We start from the raw sequence: 22,155 nt of genomic DNA, 5'->3' as shown, positions 1-22,155 counted from the left end.
GTGCTGTGCTAACGGAGGCCTGTTGTTGGGCTCAGAGGTGGATGACTGCCAGGTCCAATCGCCCGTAGTCGTTTTCGTTGTGATCGCTTTTCGGCGGTACGTGATGGGTTTTCATCACCTGATCGCCCTGCAGGGTTTCCAGGTGAATATCGAAGCCCCAGAGGCGGTGCAGGTGCTTGAGCACCTCCTCGGTGGAGTCCCCCAGGGGTTTGCGATCGTGTTGCTGGTGGCGCAGGGTCAGCGAGCGATCGCCACGACGATCGATGCTCCAGATCTGCACATTGGGTTCACGGTTGCCCAGATTGTATTGCGCGGCCAGAGTTTCCCTGATGATCCGATAGCCGCTTTCGTCATGGATTGCCGGTACCAGCAGGTCATCCTTCTGGTCGTCATCCATGATGCTGAACAGCTTGAGGTCGCGGATCACCTTGGGCGACAGATACTGCAGGATGAAGCTCTCATCCTTGAAGCTGCTCATGGCGAACTTGATGCTCGACAGCCAATCGGTGCCGGCCAGTTCCGGGAACCAGCGACGATCTTCTTCGGTAGGGGCTTCGCATATGCGCCGGATGTCCCGATACATGGCAAAACCCAGAGCGTAGGGGTTGATGCCGTTGTAATAGGGGCTGTCGAATCCCGGCTGGTACACCACGCTGGTGTGGGAGGTGAGGAACTCCATCATGAAGCCATCGGTGACCAGCCCCTCGTCATACAGGTCGTTCATCAGCGTGTAGTGCCAGAAAGTGGCCCAACCTTCGTTCATCACCTGGGTTTGGCGCTGCGGGTAGAAGTACTGGGCGATCTTGCGCACGATGCGCACGATTTCCCGCTGCCAGGGCTCCAGCAATGGTGCATGTTTTTCGATGAAGTACAGGATGTTTTCCTGAGGCTCGGCGGGGAACCGCGCGTTGTCCTTGTCGCTGTACTTGTCCGCGCCTTTGGGAATCGTACGCCACAGGTCGTTGATCTGTTTCTGCAGGTGCTCCTCCCGGTCCTTCTGCCGACGCCGTTCTTCTTCCGCGGAGATCGGGTAAGGTCGTTTGTAGCGGTCGACGCCGTAGTTCATCAGTGCATGGCAGGAGTCCAGCAGATCTTCCACGGCATCGATGCCATGGCGTTCCTCGCATTGCATGATGTACTGCTTGGCGAACACCAGATAATCGATGATCGAGCTGGCATCGGTCCAGGTGCGAAACAGGTAGTTGCCCTTGAAGAAGCTGTTGTGGCCGTAGCAGGCATGGGCCACCACCAGCGCCTGCATGCAGATGGTGTTCTCCTCCATCAGATAGGCGATGCAAGGGTCTGAGTTGATCACGATTTCGTAGGCCAGCCCCATCTGACCGCGGCTGTAGGATTTTTCGGTGCTGAGAAAGTGTTTGCCGTAGGACCAATGGTGATAACCCAAAGGCATGCCCACCGAGGCATAGGCATCCATCATCTGCTCGGCGGTGATCACTTCGATCTGGTTGGGATAGGTATCCAGGGCATAGCGAGCGGCAATACGGCTGATTTCGCGGTCGTAGGCCTGGATCAGCTCGAAGGTCCATTCCGAGCCCGTGGAGATGGGTTGGCGCTTCTGCTCTCTGGCGGTCATGTCACTAACCTGCGCTGGAAGAGTTCACGGAAGACCGGATAGATATCTCCGGCCGAAACCAGTTGTTGCTGGGCGAAGGTGTCGGAGAAGGCCTCGGCGATACGTTCATACTCGAACCACAGGGCCTGGTGCTCCCGTGGAGTGATTTCCACGTAGGTGTAGTACTGCACGAAAGGCATGATCTGGTTGATCAGGATATCGCGGCAGATGGGGGAGTCATCGTTCCAGTTGTCGCCGTCGGAGGCTTGTGCGGCGTAGATGTTCCATTCGTTGCTCGGATAGCGCTCGGCCATGATCTCCTGCATCAGTTTCAAGGCGCTGGAGACGATGGTCCCGCCGGTTTCACGGGAATAGAAGAACTCTTCCTCATCCACTTCCCGGGCGCTGGTGTGGTGGCGGATGAAGACGACATCTATCTTGTCGTAGTTGCGCTTGAGGAACAGGTACAAAAGGATGAAGAAGCGTTTGGCGATGTCCTTGGTCGCCTGGGTCATGGAGCCGGAGACGTCCATCAGGCAGAACATCACCGCCTTGGAGCTGGGGTTGGGCTGTTTCACCAACAGGTTGTACTTGAGGTCGAAAGTGTCGAGAAAAGGCACGCGATGAATTCGAGCGCTCAGGCGTTCGATTTCCGCTTCCAGTTCCTGGATATCGCCGAAGTTATCCGGTTCTTCCCGCTTCAGGCGTGCCAGTTCCTCTTTGGCCTCCCGCAGTTTGGCTCGGCTGCTGCCGGACAGGGCAATGCGGCGGGCGTGGGCCGAGCGCAAGGTGCGGATGATGTTGATCCGCGACGGGTTGCCCTCGTTGCTGATCCCCGCTCGTACGGTCTTGAAGGTATCGGTGCCCGTCAGGTTGCGTTTGACCAGGTTGGGCAGCTCCAGGTCCTCGAACATGAATTCGAGGAATTCCTCCTGGGTAATCTGGAAGACGAACTCATCCATGCCCTCGCCGGAATTGCCCGCCTTGCCGCGGCCAGCTCCGCCTCCACCGCCGCCTTGAGGCCTGGCAATATGCTCGCCTGCAGTGAATTCCTTGTTGCCGGGATGGACCACGGTTTGTTTGCCGCCACGGCCGTGGTGCAGCACCGGTTCGTCGATGTCCCGTCCGGGAATGCTGATTTGTTCGCCATGCTCCATGTCGGTGATGGAGCGGCGGCTGACGGCCTCTTCGACGGCCTTTTTGATGTGGTCACGGTAGCGCCGCAGAAACCGCTGGCGGTTCACCGTGCTCTTGTTCTTGCCATTGAGACGTCGGTCGATCACATAGCTCATGGGCCCCTCCGGGGAGCTTCAAGACATAAGCCTCAAGCCGTAAGCCGCGCCGCAGCAGAGCCTGTGAGGGCTCTACGGCAACACGCTTGCAGCTTGTGGCTAGAAGCTTGCGGCTGCTTCACTGCGATTTTCTGACCCGCAGATACCATTCGGACAGCAGCCGTACCTGTTTGTCGGTGTAGCCGCGCTCGACCATTCGTGTGACGAAGTCGTTGTGTTTCTGCTGATCCTCCTTGCTGGCCTTGGCGTTGAAGCTGATGACCGGCAGCAGATCCTCGGTGTTGGAGAACATTTTCTTCTCGATGACCACCCGCAGCTTCTCGTAGCTGAGCCAAGTGGGGTTCTTGCCATTGTTGTTGGCTCGGGCCCGCAGGACGAAGTTGACGATTTCGTTGCGGAAGTCTTTCGGGTTGCTGATGCCCGCAGGTTTTTCGATCTTCTCCAGCTCTTCGTTGAGGGCGACGCGATTGAGGATCTCGCCGGTTTCCGGATCGCGGTATTCCTGATCCTGAATCCAGAAGTCTGCGTAGAGAACATAACGGTCGAAGATGTTCTGGCCGTACTCGCTGTAGGACTCGAGGTAGGCGGTCTGGATCTCCTTGCCGATGAACTCGATGTAGCGCGGTGCCAGGTACTCCTTGAGGAAGCGCAGGTAGCGCTCGCGGGTTTCTGCCTGGAACTGCTCCTGCTCGATCTGCTGTTCCAGCACATACAGCAGGTGCACTGGGTTAGCCGCCACTTCATGGGGATCGAAGTTGAAGACTTTTGACAGAATCTTGAAAGCGAATCGAGTCGACAGGCCATTCATGCCTTCATCGACGCCGGCACTGTCGCGGTATTCCTGGATCGACTTGGCCTTGGGATCGGTGTCCTTCAGGTTCTCGCCGTCATAAACCCGCATCTTCGAGTAGATATTGGAGTTTTCCGGCTCCTTGAGGCGCGATAGCACAGTGAACTGCGCGAGCATCTTCAGGGTGTCGGGGGCGCAATGGGCCTTGGCCAGGGAACTGTTGAACAGCAGTTTGTCGTAAATCTTCACCTCATCAGTGACCCGCAGGCAGTAAGGCACCTTGACGATGTAGATACGGTCAATGAAGGCTTCGTTGTTCTTGTTGTTGCGGAAGGTGTGCCACTCCGATTCGTTGGAGTGGGCCAGCAGGATGCCTGTGAAGGGAATCGCTCCCAGCCCTTCGGTACTGTTGTAGTTGCCTTCCTGGGTGGCGGTGAGCAAAGGGTGCAGCACCTTGATCGGTGCCTTGAACATTTCGACGAACTCCATCAGGCCCTGGTTGGCCCGGCACAGTGCTCCGGAGTAGCTGTAGGCGTCGGCATCGTTCTGCGGGAATTCTTCCAGTTTACGGATATCCACCTTGCCCACTAGGGCGGAGATGTCCTGGTTGTTCTCATCGCCAGGTTCGGTCTTGGCCACGGCGATCTGGTTGAGAATCGATGGGTAAAGTTTCACTACCCGGAACTGGCTGATGTCACCACCGAATTCCGACAGGCGCTTGGTGGCCCACGGCGACATGATGGTGTTGAGGTAGCGCCGTGGGATGCCGAAGTCTTCTTCGAGAATGGCGCCATCTTCCGTGGCGTTGAACAGGCCCAGTGGCGACTCGAAGACCGGAGAGCCCTTGATGGCGTAGAAGGGCACTTTTTCGATCAGTTGTTTGAGCTTTTCGGCCAGGGAAGATTTACCACCCCCCACCGGTCCCAGGAGATAGAGGATCTGTTTCTTCTCTTCCAGGCCCTGAGCGGCATGGCGGAAATAGGAGACGATCTGGTCGATGCACTCTTCCATGCCATGGAAGTCTTCAAAGGCCGGATACCGCCTGATGACCTTGTTGGAGAAGATTCGCGACAGCCTCGAGTTGGTCGAGGTGTCCAGCAGCTCGGGTTCGCCGATGGCCAATAGCAAGCGCTCGGCGGCGGATGCATAGGCGCTTCGGTCCTTTTTGCACAGTTCCAGGTATTCCTGCAGCGAAAACTCTTCCTGGCGTGTGGATTCGAAGCGTTGTTGGAAGTGGCTAAAAATACTCATGACGTCACCTCGCTCGATACGTGGAGCCGGCGTCGGATCAGTCAGTCAAGTGCTGGCATGCAACTGAGTTTCCAGTTGCTGTTTACCCCCCAGAACACTTTCAAAGCTATCGACCTTGAAAGCTAGTACCGATGACCCGCTCGCCGGTGTACCGGCTCTCCCCTGATTTGGATGGCCTGAGGCTAAGGATAGTTCGGAATCCGGGAGGTCAAGGCGAGATGGGGAATTAGTTGCGCACTACCGTTCGTCCGGTGGCGCGTGAGCCCGCGTAGTACGCGGGCTAGAGCCGCTGAAAAAAATTATTCGGCGGTGCCTTGGGCGATTTCCGTCGGATAGGTGCTGCGCCATAGTTCGAAGCCGCCATCGAGGCTGTAAACGTCGGAAAAGCCCTGGCTCACCAGATACGCCGCAGCGCTCTGGCTGGAGTTGCCGTGATAGCAGACCACCACCAATGGGGCATCGAGATCGGCGCCGCGAATGAAGTCGGAAATGGAGTGATTATCCAGGTGTTGCGCGCCGCTGATATGGCTCAGTGCATAGGTTTGCGGGTCGCGGATATCCACGACCACTGCACCTTGTTCGCGCAGTGCCTGGGCCTGTTCTGGAGGGATGCGTTTGAATTCGCTCATGGCGGGCTCCTGGAGCTTGATAGTCAGCGCCGACTAGCGCTTTGCCGGGATGGGCAAGGGTTCGGGGGAAAGGGGCGCGGTATGCCCCTGGGCGTCGCAATCGCAGGTCAGGCGCACGCCTGTATCGACATTCAGCAAGGTCATGGCCCCGCCCCAGACGCAGCCGCTGTCCAGGGCGAAGATGCCGGGTTCGTTGCTATGGCCTTCCAGGGCCGCCCAGTGGCCGAAGATGATCTTCATGTCCCGGGTCTTGCGCTCCTTGTGACTGAACCAGGGGGCGTAGCCCGGTGGTGCGGTGTCCAGTCCTTCCTTGCTCTTGAGGTCGAGCTTGCCCTCGCTGGTGCAGAAACGCATGCGGGTGAAGTAGTTGGTGATGACGCGCAGGCGGGTCACGCCCTTGAGGTCGCTGTCCCATTTCGCTGGATCGTTGCCGTACATGCCGTCCAGGAAGGGCTCGAAGAGGTTGTCGTCGCGTAGCGCTTCCTCGACTTCGGCGGCGCACTTGAGGGCCTTCTTCAGGGACCATTGCGGGGCGATGCCGGCATGGACCAGGGCCACGTTGCGGGTTTCGTCGTAATGCATCAGTTTTTGCTGGCGCAACCACTGCAACAGTTCTTCGCAATCTGGGGCTTCAAGGATTTCCCGCAGTGTGTCGGACTTTTTCAGCCGTTCGATGTTGCGCCAGGCTGCCAGCAGGTGCAGGTCGTGATTGCCCAGCACGCAGACCAGCGAATCGCGAATGGAATAAAGGTAGCGCAGGGTTTCCAGTGACTGTGGACCGCGATTGACCAGGTCGCCCACCAGCCACAGGCGGTCCCGGGCAGGGTCGAAGGCGACTTGTTCAAGCAGGCACTGCAGCGGCTCCAGGCAGCCTTGCAGGTCGCCGACGGCGTAGGTCGCCATCAGTGCAGGGCTCCAGGGACTGCCAGGCGGAAGGGGGCAATGATGGCGTCGAACTGTTTGCCGTCCTCGGCCAGCATCTGGTAACTGCCCTGCATGTTGCCGACTCGGGTGGTCATCACCGTGCCGCTGCTGTAGGTGTGGCTCTTGCCGGCGGCAATCAATGGCTGCTGGCCAACCACGCCAGCGCCGCGAACTTCTTCTACATGGCCGTCACCGTCGGTGATCACCCAGTGCCGGGACAGCAGCTTGGCTGGGAGTGATCCGTTGTTCTGAACGGTAATGGTGTAGGCGAAAGCGAAGCGGTTCTGCTCGGGTTGCGATTGGTCTGCCAGAAAGCGGGTGACGACGCTGACGTCGACCTGATAACGAGGATCGGACATGCAAAAGGCCTTTAAAGCAAAGCGGGGCGCGGGACAAAGCTGATGGAGGTCAGTCTAGGTCAAGTATCGGGTAGTAAACCAGACATCCTGTCCGGCGTCCTACCCGATCTCGGGCAAGGGCGTTTCTCAGTCGGCGGCTGGCTTGGGCTGGTCGGCCAACTGATCGGCCAGACGCACGAAGGCGGCCAGGTCCAACTGCTCGGGGCGCAGGCTGCCATCGACACCGGCGGCTTCGATTTCGGCGCTGCTGAGGAGGGCCTTGAGGGTATTGCGCAGGGTCTTGCGGCGCTGGTTGAAGGCTTCGCGGACGATGCGCTCCAGCAGGCGATGATCCTTGGCTGGATGTGGCAGCACCGCGTGAGGCACCAGGCGCACGATGGCCGAATCAACCTTCGGTGGAGGATTGAAGGCGCCGGGGCCGACGTTGAACAGGTGTTCCACGCGGCAGTGATACTGAACCATGATCGACAGGCGACCCCAGTCACCGCCACCAGGGCCGGCGGCCAAACGCTCGACCACTTCCTTTTGCAGCATGAAGTGCATGTCGCGGATCAGCCCGGCGTTCTGCAGCAGGTGGAAGATCAGCGGGGTGGAGATGTTGTAGGGCAGGTTACCGACCACCCGCAGGCTGCTGGGGGCGGCGCCGAGGGTGTTGAAGTCGAACTTCAGGGCATCGCCCTGGTGCAGGTTGAAGTTGCTCTTGCTGGCGAACTGCTGGTTGAGGATCGGGATCAGATCCTTGTCCAGTTCCACCACGTCCAACTGGGCCCCGCTGCTCAGCAAGCCTTCGGTCAGTGCGCCCTGGCCCGGGCCGATTTCCAGCATGCGGTCTTCGGGTTTGGCGTGGATAGCTCGCAGGATACGGTCGATAACGCCGGCGTCATGCAGGAAGTTCTGGCCGAAGCGCTTGCGCGCCCGGTGTTGGTATTGCTCGCTCATAAACGGTTCTCGGCCATCTGGTAGGCGGTTTCCAGGGCGACCTGCAGGCTGCCGGTGTCGATCTTGCCGCTGCCGGCCAGATCCAGGGCGGTGCCGTGGTCGACGGAGGTGCGGATGATCGGCAGGCCGAGCGTCACATTGACGGCCGCGCCGAAGCCTTTGTATTTCAGCACGGGCAAGCCTTGGTCGTGGTACATCGCCAGCACTGCGTCGCAGTGCTCCAGATATTTGGGGGTAAACAGAGTGTCGGCAGGCAGTGGGCCGCGCAGGTCCATGCCTTCGTTGCGCAGACGCTCTAGGGTAGGTTCGATGATGTCGATTTCTTCACGGCCCAGATGCCCGCCTTCACCGGCGTGGGGGTTGAGTCCGCAAACCAGGATCCGTGGTTGGGCAATACCGAACTTGTGTTGCAGGTCGGCATGCAGAATCCGCGTGACTCGCTCCAGGCGTTCTGCGGTGATGGCGTCGGCTATCTCCCGCAAGGGCAGGTGCGTGGTCACCAGTGCCACGCGCAAGCCACGGGTGGCCAGCATCATGACCACTTGTTGGGTGTGGGTCAGGTCCGCAAGGAATTCGGTGTGCCCGGAAAAGGCGATCCCGGAATCGTTGATCACGCCTTTATGTACAGGGGCGGTGATCATGCCGGCAAAGTGTCCGTCCAGGCAGCCTTGGCCGGCCCGGGTCAGGGTTTCCAGGACGAAGGCCGCATTGGCCTGGTCCAGTTGGCCGCTGACCACTGGCTTGGCCAGGGGCGTGTCCCAGACATACAGGCTGCCCGCCGGAGCGGCTTCAGTCGGCAGTTGGTCCAAGGTCGCTGGCAGCAGATTGACTGCCACGCCCAGCTGCGCGGCCCGCTCAAGGAGCAGGTCGCGGCTGGTAATGGCAATCAGGGGATATGGCTGGGGTTGCGAGGCGAGCAGCAGGCACAGGTCAGGACCTATACCCGCTGGTTCGCCGGGTGTCAGAGCGAAACGTCTGGGTTTCACTGTGCCGCCTGTTCAGCGCCGGGCAGTTTGATCTCGACGTAGGCCTCATCACGGATCTGCCGCAACCAGGTCTGCAGCTCTTCGTCGTACTTGCGGTTACGCAGCACGGTCATGGCTTGTTGCTCGCGGGCCTGACTGGTGCTGTCGGTGGCTCGACGACCAAGGACTTCCAGTACATGCCAGCCATAAGGGCTCTTGAACGGTTTGGACAGCTGACCTTGTGGGGTCTTGGCCATCACTTCGCGGAACTCAGGCACCAGAGCGTTCGGGTCGATCCAGTTGAGGTCACCGCCGTTGAGCGCCGAACCCGGGTCTTCCGAGTAGCTTTTCGCCAGTTCGGCAAAGTCTTCGCCGGCTTCGATGCGATCGTAGAGTTTCTGCGCCAGACGCTTGGTCTCTTCTTCGCTGCGAATCTCGCTTGGCTTGATCAGGATGTGGCGTACATGCACTTCGTCACGCACCTGATTGCCGCCGCCGCGCTTGTCCAGCAGCTTGAGAATGATAAAGCCGCCTGGGGTGCGGGCTGGCTGGGTGATATCACCCACTGCCATGGCGCTCAGCTCACGGTCGAACGGAGGAGGCAATTGAGCGGCTTTACGCCAGCCCATGTCGCCGCCTTCCAGGGCGTTGTCGCTGCCGGAGCGGGCAATCGCCAATTGCGCGAAGTCTGCACCTTGCTTGAGCTGCTGATACACGTCCATGGCCTGGCGAGCAGCACTCTGAATAGCTTCGGAGTTGGCGCTTTCCGGGGTCGGAATCAGGATGTTGGCCAGGTGCAGCTCTTCGGAGAGCTGCATCTTGCCAAGGTCCGAGGCCAGGAAGTTCTTCACTTCCTGTTCCGACACCTGAATACGCTCGGCCACCCGGCGCTGGCGCACGCGGCTGATGATCATTTCACGGCGCACTTGGTCACGAGCGTCTTCATAAGACAGACCGTCGTGGGCCAGGGCGGCACGGAACTGCTCGATGCTCATGCTGTTGCGCTGGGCAATGGTGCCAATGGCCTGGTTCAGTTCTTCATCGGTGATGCGGATGCCGGACCGTTCGCCAATCTGCAGTTGCAGGTTTTCAACGATCAGACGCTCCAGAACCTGCTGTTCCAGGACGCTGGTAGGCGGTACGCCACCGCCCCGCTTGGCGATGGTTTGCTGAACTTCGTGAACCCGCTGGTCCAACTGGCTCTGCATGACCACGTCGTTGTCGACGATGGCCACGACCTTGTCGATGGACTGCACTGCGGCGCTGGCCGCAGTGCTCAGGAACAGCGCGCCCAGCATCAGCGGGCGCAGACAATCAGAAAGCTTGGTCTTCACGTTCACGATAACCTTGGATGCCTTTGTCGAGGAAGCTCTCTACTTTGGTGCCCATGACGCCACCGAGACCCTTCAGAACAATTTGGAGGAAGATGCCGCGGTCGCCTTTCTCGTTTTCCGGAGCGTTCTGACTGAACTCGTCATACTTGACCCAGTAACGGCTGATCAGGCGCAGTTTCCAGCAGCAGTTGTCGTATTCGAAACCACCAAAGGCCTCGAGCGTGCGGTTACGGTTGTAGTCGTACTGCCAACGGCTGATGGCGTTCCATTGCGGCACGATCGGCCAGATCACCGAGAAGTCATGCTGCTGGATCTTGTAGTAGTCCTTCACGTAACCAGGCGTGCCCGGAGTACCGTAGTCGCCGCCCATTTTCCAGGTACCGCTGTTCTGGTCGTAGCGGATCTGGTCGTTGCGGTAGCGATAGCCGGCGTTGACCACCTTGTTCGGGTTGTCTTCAGGCTGGTAGTGGAACATCGCACTGCCGGAACGTGGGCTGTGGCTGTCCGGATCCCAGTTGTACTCTGCGTTGGCGCGCCAGTCGCGGTTGAAACGGTATTCGTATTCAAGGGCGTAAGGCGAGACGTTGGACGTTGCATCGTCACGAGTGCGGTAGTCGATACCCGGCAGTTGGACGGTGCGATCCTTGAGGTACAGAGCCTGGCCAACGCTGACGCGCTGACGCTGGAAACCGTTGTCTTCAATCCAGCGGCTGGTCACACCCAGCGACAGCTTGTTCTCGTCGCCGACGCGGTCCGAACCGGAAAAGCGGTTGTCGCGGAACAGCGAAGCGTAGTTGAAGGTCGATTCACCTGTATCGAATACCGGGATGTCCTTCTGGTCTTCCTCAGGTACATAGAGGTAGAACGCGCGCGGTTCCAGGGTCTGGCGGTAGTTTTTGCCAAACCATTGGGTATCGCGGTCGAAATACAGGCCACCGTCCACACTGGCGATTGGAACGCCGCGGTTTTGTGAGCTCTTGTACGACTCACCCAAGGCAGCAGCTCTATTCCTGTTGGTGACCAAGTCGTTTTTGCCTTGGCCATCCAGATCAAGATTGTACTGGGTGTACATGTACTTCAGGGATGGAGTCAGATAGCCATAGCTCCAGTTCAGCGGCAGGCTGACACCGGGCTTGAGGTTCAAGCGATCACCATTGGCGCGGGCCAGGCCCGCTACGTTAGTGTCCAGGCGCGGATTGCCTACCAACCCGGTGATAGGGTCAATCGGTCCGCCATCTTTATCTGTGTAATTACCCTTGAGCAGATCCCGCTCAAACCGAACCAGCTCGGTTTCATAGGTGAAATCCAGACCCTGCGGATGGTACGGCAGTGCGCCATTGAAGGTGATCTGCGGCAAGCGGTTGTAAGGCGTGATGTTGGCCACGCTCGCCAGCTCATACGCCTGCACGTTGAGGCGTGCGGTGTAATCGTCGCCACGGTAGGTTACGGCGCCTTGCTGGTTGACGTAGTCAGTGGACTTCACGCCGATCTGATCGGTCTGCAGATCCTGGAAGTAGTACGGATCGCTGATCTTGGTGTAGTCGACCTCGGTCATCACCCGCGAATCAAGCCCGCCCTTGTGCTGCCAGTTGAGCATGTAGCGGGTTTTTTCGTAGTCGGTCTGCTTCTTGCGATCAGTGTCGTCGTCGTTGAGGTACGCGGCGCCGAACTGACCTTCGCTGCTCTTGGTCAGGTAACGGAACTCGCCTTCCATCAACAGGCCGCGCTTGGACATGTAACGCGGGTACAACGTGGCATCGTAGTTCGGTGCCAGGTTGAAGTAGTACGGCGTGACCAGCATGAAACCGGTATCGCTGCCGGTGCCGATGCTCGGCGGCAGGAAGCCTGATTGACGACGGTCATCGATCGGGAAGTAGATATACGGGGTGTAGAGCACCGGAATATCTTTGACCCGCAAGGTCACGTTGGTCGCGGTACCGAAGCCGGTGGCCGGGTTCAAGGTGATGTTGTTGCCCTTGAGTTGCCAGGCGTTGCTGTTCGGTTCGCACGTGGTGTACGTACCATCCTTGAGGCGGATGATGGCGTTTTCGGCACGCTTGGCGTACAGCGCACTGCCGCGAACCCGCGACTTGTGCATCACGTATTCGGCGTTATCGACCTTGGCTTCGCCAGTGTCGAGCTGCACGTCGGCGTGGTCGCCGACCATCAGCGTGCCGTTATCGCGGATGCGTACGTTGCCGCTCAACTCGCCACGGTTCTCGGCCTGATACAGGTTGGCCTCGTCGGCCTCGACCTGCATGCTGCCCTGGCGCATGACCACGTCACCGGCCAGGGTCGCCACCTGTTCTTCCTGCTGATAACGCGAGGCCTTGGCACCGATAAAGGTGGGGGCGTCACTTTTATTCGTCTTGTCATTCATGCCAGGACGAATCGGTTCGATATAGGAACCAGAGCAGTAAGGACCGGTTTCGGCCAATTGAGCGGCGGTGAGCTTCTCGCGCGGTACCCAGTCGAGGTGGCTGTAGTCCGCACTGCGTGACTTCAGACCCCGGCCTTTGGCCTCGGTGACCAGCACCGGCTTGTCGCCGGCAGCTTGTTCTGCGGCGCCGCTGTCGGTTGCGGTGGCACCGTTGGAACTGACCGAGCTGGCATCGTGAACCGGCCGTGGAGGCAGTGGCGCTGCTGCGGTTTTCGGCGCACAGGCCCAGCCACCCGAAGCAGAGACTGAGCAGTCATACTGTTCCGCGGCGACCACGAAGGAAGTGGCTAGAGGTTGCAGGGCCAGCAAACCGCCGGTAACCAGCAACGGAAATTTTTTACGAAACGCGGGGGATTTCAATGCCATCTTATTAGTCCGGGCTTCCTGCGTGCCATCTGCCCGCGGTGTGGGCCGCACGCCTCTCGATGGTCTGAAAAAGATGCTGGATAATAAAGCATGACCCGCTTGACGGCTAGCGCCGTCGGAGACCCTTGTAATGCCTGACCAAGATGTACGCTTGCAACACCTGAAAGTTTGGCTCGATGAGCAGTTGGCGATTGTTTATGCAGCACAAGGCTGGGGCGAAGTACCCCCGGCAACATTGACCGCGGCCAGCAGTGACGCGAGTTTCCGCCGTTATTTCCGTTGGCAAGGTGCAGGCCGCAGCTTCGTGGTCATGGATGCTCCGCCACCCCAGGAAAACTGCAAACCCTTCGTGGATATCGCCCAATTGTTGGCGACTTCCGGCATCAATGTGCCGAAAATTTATGCCCAGGACTTGGTCCGGGGCTTTTTATTGCTCAACGACCTGGGCAACAAGACCTATCTCGATGTGATCGACGAAAGCAATGCCGATGCACTTTTCGAGGATGCACTGCAGGCCCTGCTGGCGTTTCAACAGCTACCGATGGATGCGCCACTGCCCAGCTACGATGTCGCTCTGCTGCGCCGTGAACTGGAGTTGTTTCCTGAGTGGTACGTCGGACATGAACTGGGTGTCACGTTCAGCGCGCAGCAGCGCGAACAGTGGCAGCGGGTCAGTGACCTGCTAATCGACAGCGCCCTGGCACAACCCAAGGTGCTGGTGCATCGCGACTATATGCCACGCAACCTGATGCTCAGCGAACCGAATCCTGGGGTGCTGGACTTTCAGGATGCGGTCTACGGCCCAGTGACCTACGACGTGACCTGCCTGTTCAAGGATGCCTTCCTCAGTTGGCCGCAGCCCCGGGTGCGTGGCTGGCTGGAGGGTTATTGGCACCAGGCTCGAGCGCTGGGGATCCCCGTCCAGGAAGACTTCGAGGAGTTCCTCCGGGCCAGTGACCTGATGGGCGTACAGCGTCACCTCAAGGTGATCGGTATCTTCTCGCGGATATGCCACCGCGACGGCAAGCCTCGTTACCTGGCCGACGTGCCACGGTTCTTTGCCTATATAGAAGCAGTGCTGGCCCGTCGCCCCGAATTGGCCGAGCTTTCGCAACTGCTGCTCAGCCTGCGCCAGCCAGCAGGAGCCGATGCATGAAGGCGATGATTCTGGCCGCTGGCAAGGGCGAGCGCATGCGCCCCCTGACCCTGACCACCCCCAAGCCGCTGTTGCCTGTAGCCGGCATGCCCCTGATCGAATACCACCTGCTGGCGCTGGCCAAGGCGGGCTTTTGCGACATCGTGATCAACCATGCCTGGCTTGGTCAGCAGATCGAAGAAGCTCTTGGCAACGGTCAACGCTGGGGCCTGAACATCCAGTACTCGGCGGAAAGCGAGCCTCTGGAGACCGCCGGCGGCATTTTCAAAGCCTTGCCCTTGTTGGGGGATGAGCCGTTTTTGGTGGTCAATGGCGATATCTGGACCGACTACGACTTCGCCTCTCTGCGTCGGCCCCTGGCTGGACTGGCTCACTTGGTGATGGTGGATAACCCGGCGCACCATCCCAGTGGTGGCGATTTCTGCCTGCAGGACGGGATGTTGCACGATGCCCAGCCCGGATCTGAAGCCCTGACCTTCAGTGGTATTTCGGTGCTGCATCCAGGTTTGTTCCAGCACTGTGTCCCGGGCCCATTCAAACTGGCGCCGCTATTGCGCGAGGCCATGGCCCGGGGCCAGGTCAGCGGCGAGCATATGCAGGGGCAATGGATCGACGTGGGTACGGTCGAGCGCCTGGCGCAGGTTGAAGCCCTGCTGCAAGCGAGGCGCTGATATGTGGTGGCCAGGGACTCTGATCGGAGCCGGAGCGGGTTTTGCAATTGCCAGCATTCCGGGGGCCATGCTTGGTGCGTTGTTGGGACAGGCTCTGGACCGACGTCTGCAACTGCACAGCTGGGCGCATGTACGTGAGCGTCTGGGCGGTCGCCCGGCGTTGCGCAACGATGAACTGCTGTTCGTGTTGCTGGGACGCTTGGCTAAAAGTGATGGCAGGGTGGTGGATGGACATATCCAGCAGGCGCGTCAGGAAATGCGTTCGCTGGACATGAACGACTCAGCCCAACGCCGAGCGATTGCAGCCTTCAATCGAGGCAAGTCGGGCAATGACCGTCTACGTGGTTATCTACGGCGCCTGAGTGCCCAGCCCTATGCCGCGGAAGGTGTACTGCGCGCCTGCTGGCGAATGGTCTGGGCCGATGGCCGGGTGGGCCCGACGGAGCGCGAACTGATCCAACTCTGGGGCAAATGGCTGGGCTGGACCACGGAACAGATCCAGGCGCTGGCGCAGGAATATGGCCCGGCGCGCAGGTCGCTGACCGAGGGAGCTCTCACCTATCAGGAAGCGCTGCGCTTGTTGGGGGTTGCCGCCACCGCTGAGCCGGCGCAGATCAAGCGCGCCTATCGCCGCCTGCTTAGCCGTCATCACCCGGACAAGATCGCCGGTAGTGGTGCCAGTGCCGCCCAGGTGCGGGAGGCGACGGAAACGACCCGTGAATTGCACAGCGCCTATGCCCTGATACGCGAGCGCCGGGATTTCCGCTGAGGCCTGGTCGGGCCGCCGTTACCAGTCAGGCAGCGGCGGCTCAAGCTCTTCAGCTGTCGGGGTTCTGCGGGTTCAACCAGCCACGTACCCGGCGGAACAGTTGCTCTTGCTGGGCCGCATGATTGCCAGGCAAGGCTTTCAGGGGGATCTGGCTGAAGTTTGAATGCTTCAGGCGCTTACTGGCTTGCAGTCGTTCCAGTGCCGCTTTCTGCGCGGCGCTCTTGTCGACATAGAAGAAGTCTGCGGTTGCCAGCTTCAAGGTCGGTGTCAACTCTGCCAGTTGTGGCTTGCCATTGGTGGGGGTCTGGGCGGCCACCATCACCAGTTTCTGTACCTGGGACGGCTGTTTTTCGCTCAGGTAGCGTGCGGCCCAGTAGGCGCCAGTGCCATGGCCCAGGAGCACAATGCTGCGGGCATTCTGCTGTTCGGCGAAGGCCAGGGCTGCATCAATCCGGGTGAAGATGCGCTCGGCATCGGCATCGGCATCGGCCTTGACCTGCTCCTCGGTGCTTTCTGCGACCGCGCGGTCCGCCACGTCGGCTTCGCCACCGGCGGCTTGCTCGATGGGCTTGGCCTCGGCGCTGGCGTCCTTAGCGGTATTGCTGGTGTCCGCTGGTGGCGGTGCGGCCTCGACGATCCGCGGTTGTGCCGCGTCGCTGAGCATGTCCGGCAGGGTCAGGCTCAGACTGCCCCAATCGGTGTCCGGCAGTTTATTGCGCAGTGGGGCCACGGCTTGTGGCCAGTCGGCGCTTTCACCGGCTCCCGGGAGGATAATCACCACGCCCTTGGGTTCGCTGGTGTTGGCCGGTTTCCACAGGGCCAGGAAGGTATCGCCACCGGCTTGCAACTGCTGTTGCTCCTGGACAGGCAACTGACGCTCCAGGGCGCTGGCATCTTCCTGGCTGCGTTCAGGCAGGGTTTGGCGTTGCGCCGGTTGTTCCTCGGGGCTCTTGGTTTCCGGGGCCGGGTCGGCGGCTTCCACAGAAAAGGTCCAAGGCAGGATCAGCGACAGGCACAATGCAGGCAGTGCCGAGCGGTGGACAAGGGGCATCGGATATTCCAGGCCAGAAGTAATTCCGGCAGCCTAATGGGTTGGTCAGTATTTGTCAGGGTGTGAGACTTCAGATGATGCTTTTTCGCTGCCTTCTGCTTATCGGCTGTCTGTGCCTTCCCTTGATAGGCAGGGCGGCGCCGCCGTCCCACGTGCCCACCGCGCCTTTGAGCCATGAACAGCGCCAGTGGCTTGAACGGCACCCGGAGTTGCGGGTGGGGCTGGTACTGCAGGCACCGTTCGCCCAATACGACCGGCGCCTGCAACGTCTGTCCGGGGCAAACGTCGAACTGATGCAGGCCTTGGCCCAGGCCCTGAAGATCGAACTCAGCTGGCGCAACTTTCCCGATCAGGCACAGCTGGAAAGAGCCCTGCGCGACGGTGAAGTGGACATGGCCCCCGGCCTGACCCAGACCCCCGCGGGCCTGAGGTTGTGGCTGTTCAGTGACCCTTATATGCGTGTGCCGCAGTTGGTAGTGGGGGAGCGCAAGGGCGCGGGGGCGGTGGAGCTGGAGAAGCTCGACAGCCAGGCCCGAGTCGCGGTGCGCATGCCCAGCGCGGTGGCCGACTACCTGCGCCTGACCTACCCCAACCTGAATCTGCAAGGGGTTCCCCTGGAGCGCCAGGCTCTGCAACTGCTGCTGAGCCAGCAAGCCCGCTATGCGGTAGTGGATGAAGCCCAGCTCAGTCGCCTGTCGGCGGAAGCAGAGTTTTCCGGGTTGGCGGTGGTGGGGGATATCGGCCTGCCGCAGTTGTTACGGGTAGCGACCCGTCGCGACTGGCCGGAGCTGGCCAGTATCGTAGAAACAGCCCTGCACGCGATCCCGGCCAAGGAGCTGGAACAACTGCACAGTCGTTGGCTGCAGCCCAAGTACCCGCGCCTGGGAGAGTCTCCCGGTGTTTGGCAGAACCTCGCCTTGCTGCTGATGATCCTGTTGCTGGCCAGCTTGGCGATTGTCTTCTGGCAGCGTCGTCAGCAACGCAGTCTGGAACAGCGGTTATTGGCGGCGCGGGAGGATATCGCCCTGCGCGCCGCCAGCGAAGAAGCCCTGCGCCTGACCCAGTTTTCCATTGATCAGAGCACCGTGGGCATTCTCTGGGTCAACTGGGACAGCCATGTTCGTTATGCCAACCGAGCCGCTGAAGAGATGCTCGGTTACCCGGCAGGCGGAGTGATCGACCGCCCGCTGATCGATTTCGAGCCCAACCTGCACATGGATCGGTGGCTCAACCTGTGGAAGCGTGCCCGGGCCAGTGAGGAGGGCGCGCAGAGTTTCGAGACCCAGTGCGTGCGTGCCGACGGCAGCATCCTGCCGGCGGACGTGTCCTTGAGCTTCCTGCGTTTTCGCGACAGTGAATACCTGGTGGTCTACCTCAATGACGTCACCGAGCGACGCCGGGCGCTGGCGGCCCTGCGGGAAAGCGAGGCACGCCTGCAGGGCATCGCCGCCAACGTCCCGGGTCTGGTGTTCCGCCTGGAGCGGGCGCCGGTCACCGGGCAGATCGATTTCGCCTATATCAGTGAAGGCAGTGAAACCCTGGTGGGCTACTCGCCGGCGACACTTGCCCACCGGGACACGGGCCTGCGCAGCCTAGTGCACCCCGATGACAAGGCCAGCTATCACCAGACCCAGGATCAAGCGCTGGACACCGATAGCGACTGGTCCTGGCAAGGTCGCATCCTGACCCGTCAGGGCCAGCAGCGCTGGGCCGAGATCAAGGCCATCACCCGACGCCTGGATGACGGCGCTTTTGTCTGGGACGGCATTGTCTGGGACATCAGCGAAAGCAAGCGCATCGAGCTGGAGCTGGCCAGCTCCCGTGAACAACTGCGGGAATTGTCAGCGCATCTGGAAAGTGTGCGCGAAGAAGAAAAGGCCCGCATTGCCCGGGAAGTCCATGACGAACTGGGGCAGATGCTCACCGTGCTCAAGCTGGAAACCTCCATGTGCGAACTGGCCTATGCCCAACTCGACCCGGGCCTGCACGAACGGCTCAACAGCATGAAGCGCCTGATCGCCCAACTGTTCCAACTGGTGCGCGATGTGGCCACGGCCCTGCGGCCGCCGATCCTCGATGCGGGCATCGCGTCGGCCATCGAATGGCAGGCCCGACGGTTTGAGGCACGCACTCAGATTCCCTGTCTGGTTCAAGTACCGGAAAACCTGCCGCGGCTGAGCGACGCCAAGGCCGTCGGCCTGTTCCGTATCCTCCAGGAGGCCCTGACCAATGTCATGCGCCATGCCCAGGCGCATACTGTGGAACTCACCCTGGCCCTGGAAGAGGGCGAGTTGTGCATGACCATCAGCGATGACGGTCTTGGTTTCGATACCGCCTCTGCACGCCCGACGTCCTTTGGCCTGGTGGGCATGCGCGAGCGGGTGCTGATCATGGGCGGCAGCCTGTCGCTGCACAGTGAAGAGGGAGAGGGCACCATCCTGAGTGTCCGGGTGCCCCTGGACCGAGAACAATAACGAGGAGACGCGCGTGATCCGTGTACTGGTAGCCGAAGACCACACCATTGTCCGCGAAGGCATCAAGCAGTTGATCGGTCTGGCCAAGGACCTGATCGTGGTGGGCGAGGCGAGCAACGGTGAACAGCTGTTGGAAACCCTGCGCCAAGTGCCCTGTGAAGTGGTGCTGCTGGATATCTCCATGCCCGGGGTAAATGGTCTGGAAGCCATTCCACGAATTCGGGCCCTGAACAATCCGCCGGCAATCCTGGTGCTGTCGATGCATGACGAGGCGCAGATGGCTGCGCGGGCGCTGAAGATCGGCGCTGCCGGCTACGCCACCAAGGACAGTGATCCGTCGTTGTTGCTGACGGCAATCCGCAAGGTTGCGTCCGGCGGGCGCTATATCGACCCGGACCTGGCGGACCGCATGGTCTTCGAGGTCGGCCTGACCGATGCCCGGCCCTTGCATTCGCTGCTTTCCGAGCGCGAGTTCTCGGTCTTCGAACGCCTGGCCCAGGGCGCCAACGTCAATGACATTGCCCAGCAACTGGCCCTGAGCAGCAAGACCATCAGCACCCACAAGGCACGGCTGATGCAGAAGCTCAATATCACCTCCCTGGCGGAGCTGGTGAAATACGCCATGGAGCACAAGCTGCTCTGAGGAGAATCGGGCCGCGGGGAGGAGCACGTATCCATTTGCGACATCCCCACCCCCAGGCTTTTGCCGGTTCTTGCAGCTTGTCGCTTGAACGTTGCGGCTGCCCTTATCCAATCCCGCCATCCTTGTAGGGCAATCCCTACACGCAACCTTCCAGGCGGCTGAGGCGAATCTCTCCTGCGCCCCGATTTGCGCGGCCTGCGGCCTCCACTAGGCTTGTTCCACAGCCGTCTAAAACAAAAGGTGTGGGTATGAGCGAGGTCGATTCAAGCGCTGGGGCCAACGATGTTCTGGTCAGCTTTCGTGGTGTGCAGAAAAGCTACGACGGTGAAAACCTGATCGTCAAAGACCTCAACCTGGATATTCGCAAAGGCGAGTTCCTCACCCTGCTGGGGCCGTCCGGGTCCGGCAAGACCACCAGCCTGATGATGCTGGCCGGTTTCGAGACCCCAACCGCGGGCGAGATCCAACTGGCCGGGCGCTCCATTAACAATGTACCGCCGCACAAGCGCGACATCGGCATGGTGTTCCAGAACTACGCGCTGTTCCCGCACATGACCGTGGCCGAGAACCTGGGCTTTCCGCTGTCGGTGCGTGGCCTCAGCAAGACCGACATCAGTGAACGGGTCAAGCGGGTGCTGAGCATGGTCCAGCTCGATGCCTTCGCCCAGCGCTACCCGGCGCAATTGTCCGGCGGCCAGCAGCAGCGAGTGGCCCTGGCCCGTGCCCTGGTGTTCGAGCCGCAGTTGGTGCTGATGGACGAACCCCTCGGTGCCCTCGACAAGCAACTGCGTGAACACATGCAGATGGAGATCAAACACCTGCATCAGCGCCTGGGTGTGACTGTGGTCTACGTGACTCACGACCAGGGTGAGGCCCTGACCATGTCCGATCGGGTGGCGGTGTTCCATCAGGGCGAAATCCAACAGATTGCCCCGCCGCGAACCCTCTACGAAGAGCCCAAAAACACCTTCGTCGCCAACTTCATTGGCGAGAACAACCGTCTTAACGGTCGCCTCCACAGCCATGCCGGCGAGCGTTGTGTGGTGGAGCTGGGGCGTGGCGAAAAAGTCGAGGCGTTGGCGGTGAATGTCGGCCAGATCGGCGGGCCAGTGACCCTTTCCATCCGTCCGGAGCGCGTGAGTCTTAACGGCTCCAGCGAACGCTGCGTCAACCGCTTCTCCGGGAGGGTGGCGGAATTCATCTATCTGGGCGACCACGTCCGGGTGCGCCTGGAAGTCTGCGGCAAGAGCGACTTCTTCGTGAAACAGCCGATTGCCGAGCTTGATCCTGCGCTGGCGGTGGGCGACGTGGTGCCGCTTGGCTGGCAAGTCGAGCACGTTCGCGCGCTTGACCCGCTTCTAGAGGCGAATTGATCGCCCCCCTGCAACACCAACCTGCACGTGGAGAACACAATAAATGTTGAGATCCCTGAAATTCACCGCCCCCCTCAGCGCTATCGCTGTGGCACTGGGCATGCTGGGTGCGGCGCACGCCATGGCGGCGGGACCGGACCTGACCGTGGTGTCCTTTGGCGGGGCGAACAAGGCGGCTCAGGTCAAAGCCTTCTACGCGCCCTGGGAAGCGGCGGGCCATGGCAAGATCGTCGCTGGCGAATACAACGGCGAGATGGCCAAGATCAAGGCCATGGTCGACACCAAGAGCGTGTCCTGGGACCTGGTAGAGGTCGAATCCCCTGAACTGTCCCGCGGTTGCGACGAGGATATGTTCGAGCAACTGGACCCGGCCCTGTTCGGCAAGAGCGAAGACTACGTCAAGGGTGCCATCCAGCCTTGCGGCGTGGGCTTCTTCGTCTGGTCCACGGTGCTGGCCTACAACGCTGACAAACTGAAAGCACCACCAGGCAGTTGGGCCGATTTCTGGGACACCAAGCAGTTCCCGGGCAAGCGCGGTCTGCGCAAGGGCGCCAAGTACACCCTGGAGTTCGCTTTGATGGCCGACGGCGTCGCGCCCAAGGATGTCTATAAAGTCCTGGCAGGCAAGGACGGCCAGGATCGCGCCTTCAAGAAACTCGATGAGCTCAAGCCTTACATTCAGTGGTGGGAAGCCGGCGCCCAGCCGCCGCAGTACCTGGCTTCCGGCGACGTGGTCATGAGCTCGGCCTACAACGGCCGGATCGCCGCGGTGCAGAAGGAAAGCAACCTGAAAGTGGTGTGGAACGGCGGTATCTACGATTTCGATGCCTGGGCCATTCCAAAGGGCCTGGACAAGGCTCGCGCTGAAGCCGCGAAGAAATTCATCGCCTACTCGGTGCAGCCGCAGCAGCAGAAAACCTATTCGGAAAACATTGCCTACGGTCCAGCCAACATCCAGGCCGTGCCGCTGCTGGCCAAGGACATTCTCAAGGACATGCCCACCACCCCGGAAAACATCGCCAATCAGGTGCAGATCGACGTCAGCTTCTGGGCTGACAACGGCGAGCAACTGGAACAGCGCTTTAACGCCTGGGCAGCCAAGTAACCACCCCCAGCTGTTGTAGGAGCGAGCTTGCTCGCGAAGGCGTGATCAGCG

General features: G+C 60.4%; 18 protein-coding genes. 7 read left to right on the top strand and 11 right to left on the bottom strand.

The features are described 5' to 3' along the window. Nucleotides 1-31 precede the first annotated feature (31 nt). The 10 genes from P7C00_RS29410 to P7C00_RS29365 form a co-directional block, all read right to left on the bottom strand. Nucleotides 32-1,594 (bottom strand): SpoVR family protein, encoded by a 1,563-nt coding sequence (locus P7C00_RS29410; RefSeq protein WP_346633094.1) that lies wholly within the window; start codon nucleotides 1,592-1,594, stop codon nucleotides 32-34. Then, on the bottom strand, nucleotides 1,591-2,865 hold the full coding sequence (locus P7C00_RS29405) for a YeaH/YhbH family protein (protein WP_346633093.1): 1,275 nt from the start codon (nucleotides 2,863-2,865) through the stop codon (nucleotides 1,591-1,593). The genes P7C00_RS29410 and P7C00_RS29405 overlap by 4 nt, the downstream gene beginning before the upstream one ends. A 118-nt stretch (nucleotides 2,866-2,983) precedes the next feature. Next, nucleotides 2,984-4,906 carry a PrkA family serine protein kinase gene (locus tag P7C00_RS29400; protein WP_011063831.1) on the bottom strand — a complete coding sequence of 641 codons (1,923 nt, stop codon included), beginning with the start codon at nucleotides 4,904-4,906 and terminating at the stop codon, nucleotides 2,984-2,986. A gap of 299 nt (nucleotides 4,907-5,205) precedes the next feature. Beyond that, nucleotides 5,206-5,535: a thiosulfate sulfurtransferase GlpE gene (gene glpE, locus P7C00_RS29395; protein WP_102861924.1), complete on the bottom strand. Its 330-nt coding sequence runs from the start codon at nucleotides 5,533-5,535 to the stop codon at nucleotides 5,206-5,208. A 33-nt stretch (nucleotides 5,536-5,568) separates the two neighbouring features. Further along, nucleotides 5,569-6,438, bottom strand: a complete 870-nt coding sequence (locus P7C00_RS29390; RefSeq protein WP_346633092.1) for a symmetrical bis(5'-nucleosyl)-tetraphosphatase — start codon at nucleotides 6,436-6,438, stop codon at nucleotides 5,569-5,571. Continuing rightward, the gene (gene apaG / locus P7C00_RS29385; protein WP_025131262.1) at nucleotides 6,438-6,818 is read right to left on the bottom strand and encodes a Co2+/Mg2+ efflux protein ApaG; all 381 of its coding nucleotides are present in this window, start codon (nucleotides 6,816-6,818) and stop codon (nucleotides 6,438-6,440) included. The genes P7C00_RS29390 and apaG overlap by 1 nt, the downstream gene beginning before the upstream one ends. A 126-nt stretch (nucleotides 6,819-6,944) precedes the next feature. Further along, entirely contained in the window at nucleotides 6,945-7,757 is an 813-nt protein-coding gene (gene rsmA, locus P7C00_RS29380) for a 16S rRNA (adenine(1518)-N(6)/adenine(1519)-N(6))-dimethyltransferase RsmA (RefSeq protein WP_346633091.1), read from the bottom strand. Beyond that, a complete protein-coding gene (pdxA, locus tag P7C00_RS29375) occupies nucleotides 7,754-8,743 on the bottom strand; it encodes a 4-hydroxythreonine-4-phosphate dehydrogenase PdxA (protein WP_404937786.1) in 990 nt (329 codons plus the stop codon). Before pdxA ends, rsmA begins: the two co-directional genes overlap by 4 nt. After that, a complete protein-coding gene (gene surA, locus P7C00_RS29370; protein WP_148059765.1) occupies nucleotides 8,740-10,056 on the bottom strand; it encodes a peptidylprolyl isomerase SurA in 1,317 nt (438 codons plus the stop codon). Before surA ends, pdxA begins: the two co-directional genes overlap by 4 nt. Beyond that, a complete protein-coding gene (locus P7C00_RS29365) occupies nucleotides 10,037-12,862 on the bottom strand; it encodes an LPS-assembly protein LptD (RefSeq protein WP_346633089.1) in 2,826 nt (941 codons plus the stop codon). The genes surA and P7C00_RS29365 overlap by 20 nt, the downstream gene beginning before the upstream one ends. Nucleotides 12,863-12,992: 130 nt before the next feature. Here P7C00_RS29365 and P7C00_RS29360 point away from each other — a divergent pair, with 130 nt between their 5' ends. The 3 genes from P7C00_RS29360 to P7C00_RS29350 are packed head-to-tail and all read left to right on the top strand — an operon-like array spanning nucleotide 12,993 to nucleotide 15,458. Further along, the gene (locus P7C00_RS29360) at nucleotides 12,993-14,018 is read left to right on the top strand and encodes a phosphotransferase (RefSeq protein ID WP_346633088.1); all 1,026 of its coding nucleotides are present in this window, start codon (nucleotides 12,993-12,995) and stop codon (nucleotides 14,016-14,018) included. Next, the gene (gene murU, locus P7C00_RS29355) at nucleotides 14,015-14,689 is read left to right on the top strand and encodes an N-acetylmuramate alpha-1-phosphate uridylyltransferase MurU (RefSeq protein WP_404937785.1); all 675 of its coding nucleotides are present in this window, start codon (nucleotides 14,015-14,017) and stop codon (nucleotides 14,687-14,689) included. Before P7C00_RS29360 ends, murU begins: the two co-directional genes overlap by 4 nt. A gap of 1 nt (nucleotide 14,690) precedes the next feature. After that, the gene (locus P7C00_RS29350) at nucleotides 14,691-15,458 is read left to right on the top strand and encodes a TerB family tellurite resistance protein (protein ID WP_404937784.1); all 768 of its coding nucleotides are present in this window, start codon (nucleotides 14,691-14,693) and stop codon (nucleotides 15,456-15,458) included. Nucleotides 15,459-15,507: 49 nt separating this feature from the next. Here P7C00_RS29350 and P7C00_RS29345 read toward each other — a convergent pair whose 3' ends face one another. Further along, nucleotides 15,508-16,509 carry an alpha/beta hydrolase family protein gene (locus P7C00_RS29345; RefSeq protein WP_404937783.1) on the bottom strand — a complete coding sequence of 334 codons (1,002 nt, stop codon included), beginning with the start codon at nucleotides 16,507-16,509 and terminating at the stop codon, nucleotides 15,508-15,510. Nucleotides 16,510-16,583: 74 nt separating this feature from the next. On the opposite strand from P7C00_RS29345, the gene P7C00_RS29340 reads away from it, so the two are divergent. The 4 genes from P7C00_RS29340 to P7C00_RS29325 all read left to right on the top strand — a co-directional run bounded on the left by P7C00_RS29340 (nucleotide 16,584) and on the right by P7C00_RS29325 (nucleotide 22,104). After that, a complete protein-coding gene (locus P7C00_RS29340) occupies nucleotides 16,584-18,983 on the top strand; it encodes a PAS domain S-box protein (protein WP_346633084.1) in 2,400 nt (799 codons plus the stop codon). 13 nt (nucleotides 18,984-18,996) lie between these two features. Then, nucleotides 18,997-19,626 (top strand): response regulator transcription factor, encoded by a 630-nt coding sequence (locus tag P7C00_RS29335; protein WP_346633083.1) that lies wholly within the window; start codon nucleotides 18,997-18,999, stop codon nucleotides 19,624-19,626. Nucleotides 19,627-19,874: 248 nt separating this feature from the next. Continuing rightward, nucleotides 19,875-20,999: an ABC transporter ATP-binding protein gene (locus P7C00_RS29330; protein WP_346633082.1), complete on the top strand. Its 1,125-nt coding sequence runs from the start codon at nucleotides 19,875-19,877 to the stop codon at nucleotides 20,997-20,999. A gap of 43 nt (nucleotides 21,000-21,042) precedes the next feature. Next, nucleotides 21,043-22,104 (top strand): ABC transporter substrate-binding protein, encoded by a 1,062-nt coding sequence (locus P7C00_RS29325; RefSeq protein WP_346633081.1) that lies wholly within the window; start codon nucleotides 21,043-21,045, stop codon nucleotides 22,102-22,104. The last annotated feature ends 51 nt before the right edge of the window (nucleotides 22,105-22,155 follow it).

This window comes from Pseudomonas sp. JDS08PS003 (assembly GCF_045013505.1).
Taxonomy (GTDB): domain Bacteria; phylum Pseudomonadota; class Gammaproteobacteria; order Pseudomonadales; family Pseudomonadaceae; genus Aquipseudomonas; species Aquipseudomonas protegens_B.
The sequence above is the reverse complement of the archived record's forward strand: the minus strand, read 5'-3'. Positions and strand labels throughout refer to the sequence as shown.